General features: G+C 41.7%; 11 protein-coding genes. 8 read left to right on the top strand and 3 right to left on the bottom strand.

Annotated features, from left to right (window positions below; translation table 11 throughout):
• Positions 1-35 precede the first annotated feature (35 nt).
• The gene (locus FTU35_RS04050; RefSeq protein WP_026438310.1) at positions 36-407 is read right to left on the bottom strand and encodes an MCR_0457 family protein; all 372 of its coding nucleotides are present in this window, start codon (positions 405-407) and stop codon (positions 36-38) included.
• Between the two features lie 211 nt (positions 408-618).
• Between FTU35_RS04050 and surE the strand changes: the two genes are divergently transcribed.
• The 3 genes from surE (at position 619) to FTU35_RS04035 (ending at position 3,318) form a co-directional block, all read left to right on the top strand.
• Entirely contained in the window at positions 619-1,395 is a 777-nt protein-coding gene (surE, locus tag FTU35_RS04045; RefSeq protein WP_180064518.1) for a 5'/3'-nucleotidase SurE, read from the top strand.
• A 106-nt stretch (positions 1,396-1,501) separates the two neighbouring features.
• Positions 1,502-2,329: a peptidoglycan DD-metalloendopeptidase family protein gene (locus FTU35_RS04040; protein ID WP_096901076.1), complete on the top strand. Its 828-nt coding sequence runs from the start codon at positions 1,502-1,504 to the stop codon at positions 2,327-2,329.
• Positions 2,330-2,424: 95 nt separating this feature from the next.
• On the top strand, positions 2,425-3,318 hold the full coding sequence (locus tag FTU35_RS04035) for a LysR family transcriptional regulator (protein ID WP_180064517.1): 894 nt from the start codon (positions 2,425-2,427) through the stop codon (positions 3,316-3,318).
• A gap of 118 nt (positions 3,319-3,436) precedes the next feature.
• Here the strand turns inward: FTU35_RS04035 and FTU35_RS04030 are convergent, their stop codons facing one another.
• Positions 3,437-4,648: an aspartate aminotransferase family protein gene (locus FTU35_RS04030; protein ID WP_131261143.1), complete on the bottom strand. Its 1,212-nt coding sequence runs from the start codon at positions 4,646-4,648 to the stop codon at positions 3,437-3,439.
• Between the two features lie 161 nt (positions 4,649-4,809).
• Here FTU35_RS04030 and grxD point away from each other — a divergent pair, with 161 nt between their 5' ends.
• Positions 4,810-5,151 (top strand): Grx4 family monothiol glutaredoxin, encoded by a 342-nt coding sequence (gene grxD, locus FTU35_RS04025; protein WP_019837647.1) that lies wholly within the window; start codon positions 4,810-4,812, stop codon positions 5,149-5,151.
• 123 nt (positions 5,152-5,274) lie between these two features.
• Here the strand turns inward: grxD and FTU35_RS04020 are convergent, their stop codons facing one another.
• Complete coding sequence (locus FTU35_RS04020) at positions 5,275-7,968, bottom strand: Lon protease family protein (protein WP_167845918.1); 2,694 nt, start codon at positions 7,966-7,968, stop codon at positions 5,275-5,277.
• A 194-nt stretch (positions 7,969-8,162) separates the two neighbouring features.
• Between FTU35_RS04020 and FTU35_RS04015 the strand changes: the two genes are divergently transcribed.
• The 4 genes from FTU35_RS04015 to rpmE all read left to right on the top strand — a co-directional run bounded on the left by FTU35_RS04015 (position 8,163) and on the right by rpmE (position 12,381).
• A complete protein-coding gene (locus FTU35_RS04015) occupies positions 8,163-10,361 on the top strand; it encodes an MFS transporter (RefSeq protein WP_180064516.1) in 2,199 nt (732 codons plus the stop codon).
• A gap of 1 nt (position 10,362) precedes the next feature.
• Positions 10,363-10,764: a lactoylglutathione lyase gene (gene gloA / locus FTU35_RS04010; protein WP_179991207.1), complete on the top strand. Its 402-nt coding sequence runs from the start codon at positions 10,363-10,365 to the stop codon at positions 10,762-10,764.
• A 190-nt stretch (positions 10,765-10,954) separates the two neighbouring features.
• Positions 10,955-11,953 carry a bile acid:sodium symporter family protein gene (locus tag FTU35_RS04005; protein WP_171062555.1) on the top strand — a complete coding sequence of 333 codons (999 nt, stop codon included), beginning with the start codon at positions 10,955-10,957 and terminating at the stop codon, positions 11,951-11,953.
• 203 nt (positions 11,954-12,156) lie between these two features.
• Positions 12,157-12,381, top strand: a complete 225-nt coding sequence (rpmE, locus tag FTU35_RS04000) for a 50S ribosomal protein L31 (protein ID WP_004971624.1) — start codon at positions 12,157-12,159, stop codon at positions 12,379-12,381.
• Positions 12,382-12,451: the final 70 nt, after the last annotated feature.

Raw genomic sequence — 12,451 nt, 5'->3', positions numbered from 1 at the left:
TTTACAGGCTCAAAATAGTATTTAAATCATGTGATTTAAAGTGCTAATTCTAAAGCTTCCTGACACACTACTTTTTGCTCTTCTTTGGCTGTATCTTTTGCTGCTTCACGCGCTTCAGCTAAAACGGATTGATATTCTGCGTCGGCTTGTAGTTTGGCAAGCGTCATGTTCGATTCTGAATAATCTTGTAGATAAGTTTGAATCAGTGCTTGAATATTGGCATCTAATTTTGCATTTTTTCCAATCAGTGCAGGGCACATTTCAGTCATGACTTGTGCCGCTGCAACATCTTCTTTCACAATCGTATTGGCTTCTGCTGCAGTCAAATCTTCTGCAATTACAGACTGCGTTAATACAGCAGCAAAACCTAGACCCAATAAACGACGAAATGACAAAGCTAAAATCATGAGAATCACATATATTTTTGGATGGATGTTAAGCGCTAAATATATATAATCTTTTGTATATTTCAATGAAATGTGCTGATCAGTCATTTTGTTGTCGTGTGCTTATTAAATGTGCTTAGGCATGAATCAGGCACAAACAAGTTTAAGATTGAACCGACGTTGCTATATTTTAGTATATAACCTTTATATTTGTTTTATCTGAGATTTTTCTGTGAATATTTTGATAGCCAATGATGATGGCGTGTTTGCACCTGGTATCCAAGCTTTGGCGAAAGCCTTAAAACCTTTGGGTCGCGTGGTGATTGTTGCACCCGAAAGTGAACGCAGTGGTTTTTCGAGTGCGCTGACTTTAGACCGACCATTACGTCCTGTGCAAATTGCTGAAGATGTCAGGGCAGTGAATGGTACACCTGCAGACTGTGTCTATTTGTCGATGAATGGATTGTTCGATTTCGAATTTGATTTGGTGGTCAGCGGCATTAACAGCGGTGCAAATCTAGGGGATGATGTACTGTACTCAGGCACAGTCGGTGCGGCATTTGAAGGACGTTTGATGAAACAGCCTGCGATTGCGGTATCACTTGCAGGGCATAATGTACGTGCTTATCAGCATCCGCAAGATTATATGCAGGCAGCGCAGTGGGTACATGACTTTATTGCTCAAGGTTTACCAAGTTTACCTGCACGACATATTTTTAATGTGAATATTCCAGATGTGCCAGTGTTGCAGGGCACAAAAATTACCTATCAAGGACAGCGTACCCAATCTAAGCCAATTACTAGTCAGGTCGATCCACGAGGGCGTCAAGTGTATTGGATTGGTTTGTCGGGCGAGGCAGTGGCTGCACCGAAAAAAGGCTTAACAGAAATTGAGTCTGATTTTTTTGCGGTAGCAAATGGCTATGTCAGCGTGACACCAATTCAGATGGATGCCACCAATTATGACGTTTTGCAATCATTGCACAGTCAATTTTCCCAAATTGGCTAACTAATGTTATAACTTTGTGAAAAAGTAGCTTGTAAGCCTCATTACAAGGACTTTTTTGCTACTCTTAGCGCAATAGAAAATATTTAGAATTTGTAGAGAGGAAAGAATGCCTGTGGTGTTTCAGTATCGTTTATTTAGCACACCAACAGCATTGTTGAAAACCTTAGTGTTATCAAGTGCTGTTGTGGCTACCGTCGTGTTGAGTGGTTGTGCCTCTAAACCTCAAGTGAATAATTCTGCGCGTTATGCAACAGCGCCGAATTTTTATACTGTGCGTTCGGGTGATACTTTAAGTGGTATCGCTGCACGTTATGGTTTGAGCTATCTCAGCATTGCAGAAATGAATGATATTGCACCGCCGTATCGTATTTATGTCGGGCAGTCGATTCGTTTGAAAGCGGGCAATGCACCACGTACAACAAGCACTCGCCCTGTAACACAGGCTGCACCAATTCAACGTCAAACAGTCACATTACCAACGACACCTGTGACACCTGCACCGGTAACATCGACTACAACCACGACCACTAGCTCAACCACACCAAGTACACCTGTGCGTAGCAGCACATTGCGCTGGGTGAAACCATCACAAGGTGCTGTGATTGCACAGTTTAATTTGGCAAGTAATATCAAAGGAATTCGTTACGGTGGCAATGTGGGCGATCCAATTTATGCCGCAGCAGATGGGCAGGTGGTTTATGCTGCAGATGGATTAAAAGAATATGGGAACTTGATTTTAATCAAGCACATTGATGGTTATATCACCGCCTATGCACATAACAGTAAGATGAATGTGAGCAGTGGTCAAAATGTCACAGCGGGTCAAAAGATTGCTGAAATGGGTTCTTCTGGTGCAACACGTACCATGTTGGAGTTTCAGGTACGTCTAGATGGCAAGCCAATCAATCCAACTAATGTTTTACCAATAAATTAAATATCACGAATACAAAGCATAAATTTCACCGTATAATACAATAAGTTGCTTTTATCGATAGATGAGGGCAACGATTATAATTTCAGAGGGAATTTATGTTAGATCAACTTCGAGCAATGGGTGTATTTGCTTGTGTTGTTGAAAAAAGCTCGTTTAGCGGTGCAGCACGTGATTTAGGGATCACCACCAGCGCTGTCAGTCAGCAAATCCGTTCATTAGAACAAGATATGGAAGTCACGCTTCTGCATCGTTCTACTAGAAAACTGAGTTTGACTGAAGCAGGACAAGCTTTTTTCCACAGTTGTCAAGAAATGCTCGCCGCTGCTGAGCGTGGTAAAATACGCATTAATGAGTTAAGAGATGATTTGGTCGGTGATTTAAGAATTGCCACCACTCCAGAATTAGCCGCGAACCATGTGATTCCCGCACTTTCTCATTGGCTGTCTGCCCATCGTGGCTTGTCTGTACATCTAGAAACCGACAATCAATACATTGACCTGATTGATGGTCGTATTGATATTGCGCTGCGTATGAGTCCAATAATTGAAGATCAAAACCAGCATGTGATTCCTATTGCACTTATTGACCAAGTTTTAGTCGCATCACCTAGTTATTTAAATCAAACCGCGCCCATTTCACGTCCTGAAGATTTAAAACATCACGAGTTAATTCCATTAACCATTATGAAGAATTTTCAGCAACTCAATTTTAAGCATATCAGCACTGCTGAAAATGTGGATGTAGAGTTGGGCTCGCGTCTATCGACCAATAATGTGTTGGTGTCTAAATCTTTGTGTATGCAAGGGCATGGGCTTGCGCGAATTTTGCATTTGGATATTCAAAAAGATTTGCTTAATGGCAGTTTGGTTGAAATTTTGCCTGAGTGGAAATTACCCGCATTTACCTTGTATGCAATCATTTCCAAACATGAGCAACAACCGATGAAAGTACATCGTTGTTTGGAAGCCTTAAAACAATATTTTTCTTAATTGCCGGGTGGGCGAGTGTTTCAAGAAGCATCTTAATTGAATGTTGATAATATACTGATCGACCATTTAGTTAGCAAAAAGCCGCAGTTCAAACTGCGGCTTTTTGTTAGGGATTTATTTAAGCCAAGAATTTTTTAATCATTGCTACAAGGCGTTCAATCAATTGATCTGCCTGGGCTTGAGTAATATTTAATGTTGGCAATAAACGCACTACAGAACCTGCAGTTACGTTAATAATCATTTTGTATTCATCGCGGGCAATATCGACCAACTCTGCACATGGTTTTGGTAATTCAATACCAATCATCAAGCCAAAACCACGCACGCTTACATTTTGGTCTGCGAGTTGTTGACGCAATTGTTCCACAATGTAGCCACCCATTTTTGCTGCATTTTCTACCAAGTTTTCTTTCTGGATGGTGTCAATAACAGTGTAAACCACGCGTGAACCTAACGCAGTACCACTGTAGGTTGAGCCATGATTACCAGCAGTAAGAACGCCCACACCACGACCTTGAGTCATGACTGCACCAATTGGGAAGCCATTGCCCAAACCTTTCGCTGTAGTCAATACATCAGGCACAATATTGGTGTGCTGATAAGCAAAGAATTTACCTGTACGACCATTTCCTGTTTGTACTTCATCCAGCATCATCAGCCAGTTGTGTTGATTACAAATACGGCGGATGTCTTCTAGGTAGCTAAAGCCTTGTGGTGCAGTATTCACACCGCCTTCACCCTGAATCGGCTCGACTAAAATAGCCACAATATCAGGATGCTGAATCGCAGCTTCTTCAATGGCTTCGACATCACCAAAAGGCACACGAATAAAGCCTTCAACCAAAGGTGCAAAACCTTCCTGAACTTTTTTATTGCCAGTTGCAGACAGGGTAGCCAAAGTACGACCGTGGAAAGAGTGATCTGCAACAATAATTTTAGGATTGGCTACGCCTTGCATATGACCGAATTTACGTGCAATTTTAATTGCACCTTCGTTAGACTCTGCGCCACTGTTTGAAAAAAACACTTCTTCCATGCCAGCAACTTGCGCCAATTTTTGTGCAGCAGCAGTCTGCCACGGCACTTCAAACAAGTTACTGGTGTGAATTAAGGTAGCCGCCTGATCTGCAATGGCTTCGGTAATTGCAGGGTGTGCGTGACCTAAACCACATACGGCAATGCCTGTAAGTGCATCTAAATATTCTGTGCCATCTTCAGTATAAAGATAAGAACCTCGACCGCGGACAAAGCTGATCGGCTGACGGCCAAATACAGGCATCAAATGTGATGGTTGATCAGTTTGCACAGGAGCAAGGGTAATGTTATTCATGACTAACTCTTATCTGTTAGGTTGGAGGGAAAAACTTATATAAGCAAAATCTACTGCAGATGAAAAGCCTAATTGTAAATAAAATTGGATTTATTGCTTTAGACGCACTGTTTTGCTCGGTTTTGGGTATAATGCCACACAGATGAGTTGAGGATTTACCAATGACTGAACAAGTACGCGATACCGAAGCGTTAATTCGTGAACAAATTGCTAAACATGCTGTTCTTCTTTACATGAAAGGCACACCACAATTTCCACAATGCGGTTTTTCTGCGCGCGCAGTAGAAGCACTCAGTCAAATTGGTCGTCCTTTTGCTTATGTGAATATTTTAGAAAATCAGGATATTCGTACCACTTTGCCAAAAATTGCCAACTGGCCAACTTTCCCACAATTGTGGATTAACGGTGAGTTGATTGGTGGTAGCGATATTATGTTGGATATGTTCCAGAAAGGTGAGTTAAAGCCTTTAGTTGAGCAATACAGCCCAGCACCTGAAGCTTAAAGTATTGGACTTGGGTCACACTAGACCAAAGTCATCCATACAAAAAAGTTGATATAAAAAAAGCGCCTTGGCGCTTTTTTTATATCTGGAATTCACTTGAATAGCTGATTTGAATCACTGCACTTAGTTTACCGCAGTACTTTCAGTTGCAAGTTCAGCAGTTTCAGCCGACTCAGCAGTGACTTCATCAGAAGTTGCCGCATCAGATGGTTCAGCCGATTTCTGTTTTTTCTTGGCTTTTTGCGCTTTTTCCTTTTTCTCTGGGTCTTTTTTGTCCTTTTCTTTCTTGGACTTTTTCTTTTTCTTTGGCTCTTCTTCAATTTCAGCACCATCTTCAATGGCTTGCCAATACTCAAGTTGTTCCATCACTGCAGCGTAAATTGAACCTTTACTGTAACGTCCTTTTTTAGTGAGTTTACCCACAGGACGCGCCATTAAAATTTCTAAGGCTTGGTCAATGGTATCAATGGCGTGAATGTGGAACTGACCTTGTTCTACCGCTTCAATCACATCTTTACGCAACATAAGGTGCTGCATATTTTGACGTGGAATAATCACGCCTTGCTTGCCAGTTAAACCTTGCAGTTTGCAGGCATCAAAGAAACCTTCAATTTTTGCATTCACGCCACCAATTGGCTGTACTTGACCAAGTTGGTTCATGGAGCCTGTAATGGCCCAAGATTGGTCAATAGGTAGTTGGCTGATTGCAGAAATCAAAGCAGAAAGCTCTGCCACTGTTGCACTGTCACCATCAACCTGACCATAACTTTGCTCAAAGGCAAGGGCAGCAGAAAAATGTAAAATTTGCTCACGGCCAAAATGTGCTTTGAGGAAACTGGCCATCAACAACACGCCTTTGGCATGTAAAGAACCGCCAAGTTCAACACTGCGTTCAATATCTAAAATATCGCCGCCGCCTTGATAGACTGAGGCGGTTAAGCGCGAAGGTAAGCCAAACTCGACATCGGCATAGTGAATGACCGACAGGGCATTAATTTGCCCTAAACGATGTCCGCGAGTTTCTATTAACTGCGTACCGCGTGATAAATCTTGCCAGTACAGTTCTCTTAAATAGCCTAAGCGATATTTGCGATGATCCAGTGCGGTATTGATATGCTGTTCGGAAACCGTTTTATCGCCCGCCTGTGCCGCATGGTGATGCGATTCACGAATTAAATCCCCCAAGGTGAGGGCATGTAAGGAGAGTGAGCTTTGATCTTCAGCTTGACGACTTGAGTCAGTAAGTAAAGCTGCCAAAGCAGAACGGTCAAATGGTAATAATTTGTCAGATTGCACATAGTCGGCAATCAGCTGCATATATGCCTGCTCGTTTTCGTCATTACGTTGTAATGTATCGGTAAAGTCGGCACGGATTTTAAACACGCTGCCAAGTTCGGGTTCTAGCTCTAAAATTTCATAATAAATTTCAGGCTCTGCCAGTAAAATCACTTTAATATTTAGTGGAATGGCTTGTGGTTCAATTGAAATGCTGCCTGTTAAAGTTAGCATGTGTTCCAAAGATGAAAGTTTCAATTGCCCCGATTTTAAAGCGCGTTTCAGTCCTTGCCATGCATAAGGCTGTTCCAGTAACTGCTCTGCTTCGAGCATCAAAAAGCCGCCATTGGCTTTATGTAAGCTACCTGCACGAATTAAGGTGAAGTCAGTGGTAATGGTGCCGTTTTGCGTGAGTTGTTCTACATGCCCCAATAAATTGTAATGGGTTGGAAAATCTTCAAAAATAACAGGTACACCGCTGTTGGGTTTGTGCGTCACAATAATATTGGCTTGGTAGCGCGCAGGAATACGGCTAAAGGTGCCAGGACGGAAATCATCTTCTTCCTGTTCTAAAACAAACTCGACATTATTAATAATATCTTCGGCATAGTATTGTAAATATTCAGTCAAACCTTCGACACTAGGATATTTATTTTGAATAATATCAATGCGTGGCATTACCACTTGTTTGGCAATATCACGGTTCAGGTCTTGTACTTTGTCACGTGCGTCATCTTCTAAATCGCCTAAATGCAAACCCAAACGCTCCAGTTTTTTATTCATATAACGAATATTGGACGCAATTTCTGCACGGGTTTTGCTGTCCAAGGCGTTAATATCTTCCTTAGACATTTCCTGCATTTTGTCATTTTTCAGATGCACGGGTACAAAGCAATGTTCATCTTCCTGCGCAATCAGTTTTAAATCGAGTTCTTCACCTTCACTGGTCAGCTCAATTAAGGCTTGTTGCTGTTCATCACCCGCTTGCTGACGAATCATTTCAATGCGGTTGTGATAGGTTTCTGCGGTAAAGCGACGTTCGAGTTGCTTTAAAATAGTTTGCCAAGTTTGATGTAACAAACTTTGAAATTTAGGCGCTTGACCTGCAGGCAGTTGCAAGGCAATCGGTTGGCGCGGGTGTTTGAAATTATTGACATAAACCCAGTCATTCGGTGTGGGCATGCTCTTGGCATGTTGCTGCAGCAAACGCTTGACCATGGTACGTTTGCCCAATCCCGCCGTACCCACTGCAAAAATATTGTAGCCAGAATATGGCAGGGAAATACCTGCTTCCACCGAAGCGCGTGCCCGATCTTGTCCTAAAAAATTATTCAGCGGTTTAATGCGTCGGGTCGAAGCGGGAATGTTATCGTAATTTGGAATATGGGTTAGTTGTGTTGCTTTGAGTCGTGTATTTTCTAAAGTCGTTTGTATTTCGCTTTGTTCAAAGGCAGAGCTGAGAAGCGGTTGTTGTTCATCTTGCGCTGCTGTTGTTGTGTTGGTTGTCATTGATGGGGTGATTTGATCAAGTCTTTGGGTCACTGTAGAAATCCAAAACGAAATATTGCAGTTAGAAGTTTAAAGGTATACAGGTTTAAGCGGAAAATTCAAGCTAAGCCGTAATTTTTACTACAAAATGACAAGGCTGTTGTGGATAATTTCATAAATACTGTTGAAACAGAAGCTATTCCGCGATTGAATAACAACAATTTGACTTGATAGAAAATAATAATCGAATGACCACACAACAGACTGGGCAAACTTCAGCACAAAATACAGGGTGGAAAGCAGCATTTACGGCATTTTTAGACCGTCGTGCGCTGATCATGCTGTTTTTGGGCTTCTCTGCAGGTATTCCAATTTTACTGATTTTTTCCAGTCTATCTTTGTGGTTGGGCGAAGCAGGCATTGACAAAAGTGCGGTCACTTTCTTTAGTTGGGCTGCCTTGGGTTATTCCTTTAAATTTGTCTGGGCACCATTAATTGATGAATTACCCGTACCCTATTTAACCAAAAAACTAGGGCGACGTCGGGCATGGCTGCTCATTGCTCAATGTTTAATAGTCTGTGCAATTGCAGTCATGGCATTTTCTGACCCAGCTTTGGGGCAGGCACATTTATATCAAATGGCATTGGGTGCAGTATTACTAGGCTTTTCTGCAGCCACGCAAGACATTGTGATTGATGCTTACCGTATCGAATTGGCTGAAACTCAAATGCAAACCGTGTTGGCATCGACTTATAACGCGGGCTATCGCATTGGGATGATTGTTGCAGGGGCAGGTGCTTTATTTTTGGCTGCATCTTTAGGTACTGCTAAAGGCAACTATATTTATAGTGCATGGAAAATTACTTATTTGGCGATGGCTGCGGTGATGCTGATTGGCATTATCACGACTTTGGTGATTCGTGAACCGCAAGTGAATCGGGTCAGCAAACATTATCAACGACGCGACTATTTTCGTCTGGTGACAGTATTTTTTGTTGCGGTATTCAGTTTTGTATTGTGCTACGTCTTTTCGGGTAATTTTACCGAAGCCTTAATACAACAATTCCAACTCAAAGATGCATTTTTATTATTTTCTATAGAAGCTTTACGTTTTATTGCATCGGGTGCGGCTGCTGTAGGCATGGGCACAATTTTGGTCAAATTGGGCGCAGTCAATAAACAGATGGCATTTGAAACATGGGTGCATCCTGTTGCAGATTTCTTTAAACGCTACGGCATGAAACTGGCACTGGTGTTATTACTCTTGATTGGTTTTTATCGAGTTTCAGACATTATTGCAGGTGTAATTTCCAATGTGTTCTATCAGGATTTGAACTTTAGCAAAGAACAAATTGCCGAAGCGGTTAAGGTTTATGGGGTCATTTTCAGTTTAGTGGGTGGCTTCTTGGGCGGTTTACTGGCACAGCGTATGAACATTATGAAATTAATGTTTGTTGGCGCGGTGTTGGCATCATCCACCAATCTTATTTTTATTGGTCTGGTGAAGTCAGGACAGCAACTGAGCGATGTGCAAGTTTCTGTGGGGCAGCAACAATATCAAACCCAGGCCGATGAAGTTGGATATTGGAAAGTGGCTGTGCCTAGTCAGGTTTTAGCAACACAGGATGAAATTCAGGTACGTGCGCAATACCAAACGGGCGATACGCCGTCACGTTTAGTGTCGATGCCGTATTTGCACCAAACTGAGATTGAAACTGCACAACTCCAGTTTTTACCACTGACTTCGGATAATCGTATTAGCGAAAATGAAGCCAGCAACAGTATTGTCGTACGTGGGCAATATGCAGGGCCTGCCTTAACCGAACAGCAAAAAATTGTACTGCAGCTAGATGGTCAAAATTTTGATGCAAAACTAGATGCACAAGGAATTTTTACGGCAGCGATTGCAGGGCAGCTTTTGGCAGACTCACCAAGTAAACAACTGCAAGCCGTATTATTGAATAGACAGCAAACAGTACAACAACACAGCCAAACCTATCAGGTCGATTTAAACACACATGAAGGCAATGCTTTGGATGTAGATATACAACCTTTGCCGATCGTTCAATCATCTTCAAACAATATGGTTGAAATTCAGGGCAAGGTGATTAAGCCATATAGCACAGCATGGTTATATTTTGCGATTATTGTCGATAACTTGGCTTCAGGTTTAGCGGGCGCGGCTTTTATCGCATTTTTATCCAGTTTAACCAGTGTGTCATTTACTGCTGTGCAATATGCAATTTTTAGCTCACTCATGACCTTGACTCCTAAGATTTTAGGTGGTTATTCAGGTACTATAGTGACCAATATTGGTTATCCAAACTTTTTCCTCATGACCACATTAATTGGAATCCCTATTTTAATTTTAGTGGTGTGGGTGGCGAAATTGTTACGTGACCATCAACACATACAAGCAAAACCGATTGAACAAAAGGATGAATGACATGCGCATGCTGCATACCATGTTACGTGTAGGTAATTTAGAGCAATCATTAAAATTTTATACAGAAGTTTTAGGCATGACTTTGCTGCGTAAGCGTGATTATGAAGAAGGTCGTTTTACCCTTGCTTTTGTAGGCTATGGCGATGAAGAAAATCACACCGTTTTGGAGTTGACGCATAACTGGGATACAGACAGCTATGATTTGGGCAATGGTTATGGTCATATTGCAATTGCGGTAGACGATGCCTACAAAGCATGTGAAGAAATTAAAGTGCGCGGCGGCAATGTGGTACGTGAAGCAGGGCCAATGAAAGGTGGTGTAACTGTCATTGCTTTTGTTGAAGACCCAGATGGTTATAAAGTTGAATTGATTCAGCAAGATCAGAACGCACGTAATAACTAAGTCTTCATCAGTGAAGCAGTAAAAACCAAACCTTTATGGCGCAATAAACTGAATGTTGTTCAGTATTCATTTTGAAAATATTGAACATCGCCTGAAAATGCTCGCTTTTTGAATATTGCTCAGTAATATACCTTTATCGAAAGGTAAAAATTGCTGGGCTTTTTTGCAACAGTAAAAGAATATACAGGATGTGTTTATGTTGAAGTTATTGGCATTGGATCGCTTTACCATTCTTTTGTTTGTGATGGTCATCCTCGCCAGTGTCGTGCCTGTGTCAGGGCAAGCAGCCGAAGTTTTTAGTGTGATTACGACAGTTGCCATTGCAATCTTATTCTTTTTGCATGGGGCGAAATTATCACGTGAAGCTGTCATTCAGGGCATGATGCATTGGAAATTGCATGCGTTGGTATTTACTTTTACCTTTGCGTTATTCCCAATTTTAGGTTTGCTGGCAAAGCCAATTCTAGTGCCAATGCTCGGGCAGGAGCTGTATTGGGGCTTTTTGTTCATGTGCTTTTTGCCTTCAACCGTGCAATCTTCAATTGCCTTTACGTCAGTGGCAAAAGGCAATGTTGCCAGCGCAGTCTGCAGTGCGTCATTCTCTAATTTAATTGGGATGTTTATTACCCCAGTTTTAGTAGGCATCTTTATTTTAGGGCAGTCTGAACACGGTTTTGACCCGACAAATTCGATTATTCAAATTACTTTATTGTTATTGGTGCCATTTATTTTGGGGCAGTTATTACGTCCTTATGTTTTTCCTCAGATGTTGAAATTACCAAAGCTGGTCAAGGTATTTGATCAGGGTTCGATTTTGATGGTGGTTTATGGTGCATTTAGTGGGGCAGTGGTAGCAGGATTGTGGCATCAAGTTAGTGGTATGACTTTATTGCTGTTGATTATTGCTTGTTCCGTGTTATTGACCCTTGTGATGTGGTTGGCGTGGGTTGTGCCGCAATGGTTGGGTTTTGCACGTGAAGACCAAATTGCCGCATTTTTTTGTAGCTCCAAAAAAACCTTAGCCAGTGGTGTACCGATGGCGCAAATTTTATTTATTGGGCAGCCGTTGGGGATGATTGTTTTACCGATCATGATTTTCCATCAAATTCAGTTGATGGTGTGCGGTGTGATAGCCAATTATCTCGAAAAGCAGCCCGATTCGACTGAACCTCAGGAATTAAATTCCTAAGAATAATTAGCTTTAAAATATTTTATTCCGTATAATATTGCCCAACTTGTTGTGCTTAGCTCTGACGGTATCCGTCTCGGTGGGCCAAAAGAATGGTCTGTTGTGGTGTTGGTCTGCTTTTAAAGCATGTCCTCATTTTTTTAATGAGAGTGACCAATTGCGATGACAGCTTAAGCCTTCTTAAATCTTAGGAGTAATCGACGATGCGCGCCGATATTCACCCAAAATATGAAAAATTAGTTGCAACTTGTTCTTGCGGTAACGTAATCGAAACTCGTTCAGCAGTTGGTAAAGAAACTCTTTATCTTGACGTATGTTCTGCATGCCACCCGTTCTACACTGGTAAGCAAAAGAACGTTGACACTGGCGGTCGTATCGACAAGTTCAAACAACGTTTTGCTGGTATGTCACGTTCTATCAAACGTTAATATCCAGTACGAAAAAAACGGGCAATTGCCCGTTTTTTTGTGCCTTAAATTTTAGGGTCTACAAATAGAC

This window comes from Acinetobacter sp. YH12095 (assembly GCF_013419245.1).
In the GTDB taxonomy this organism is placed as follows: domain Bacteria; phylum Pseudomonadota; class Gammaproteobacteria; order Pseudomonadales; family Moraxellaceae; genus Acinetobacter; species Acinetobacter towneri.
The sequence above is the reverse complement of the archived record's forward strand: the minus strand, read 5'-3'. Positions and strand labels throughout refer to the sequence as shown.

What these genes read in the sequence shown, in the direction of transcription:
- FTU35_RS04035 (WP_180064517.1), top strand. Translation starts at nt 2,425, where the DNA reads ATGTTAGATCAACTTCGAGCAATGGGTGTATTTGCTTGTGTTGTTGAA.
- grxD (WP_019837647.1), top strand. Translation starts at nt 4,810, where the DNA reads ATGACTGAACAAGTACGCGATACCGAAGCGTTAATTCGTGAACAAATT.
- FTU35_RS04030 (WP_131261143.1), bottom strand. Translation starts at nt 4,648, where the DNA reads ATGAATAACATTACCCTTGCTCCTGTGCAAACTGATCAACCATCACAT.
- FTU35_RS04050 (WP_026438310.1), bottom strand. Translation starts at nt 407, where the DNA reads ATGATTTTAGCTTTGTCATTTCGTCGTTTATTGGGTCTAGGTTTTGCT.
- gloA (WP_179991207.1), top strand. Translation starts at nt 10,363, where the DNA reads ATGCGCATGCTGCATACCATGTTACGTGTAGGTAATTTAGAGCAATCA.
- rpmE (WP_004971624.1), top strand. Translation starts at nt 12,157, where the DNA reads ATGCGCGCCGATATTCACCCAAAATATGAAAAATTAGTTGCAACTTGT.
- FTU35_RS04040 (WP_096901076.1), top strand. Translation starts at nt 1,502, where the DNA reads ATGCCTGTGGTGTTTCAGTATCGTTTATTTAGCACACCAACAGCATTG.
- FTU35_RS04015 (WP_180064516.1), top strand. Translation starts at nt 8,163, where the DNA reads ATGACCACACAACAGACTGGGCAAACTTCAGCACAAAATACAGGGTGG.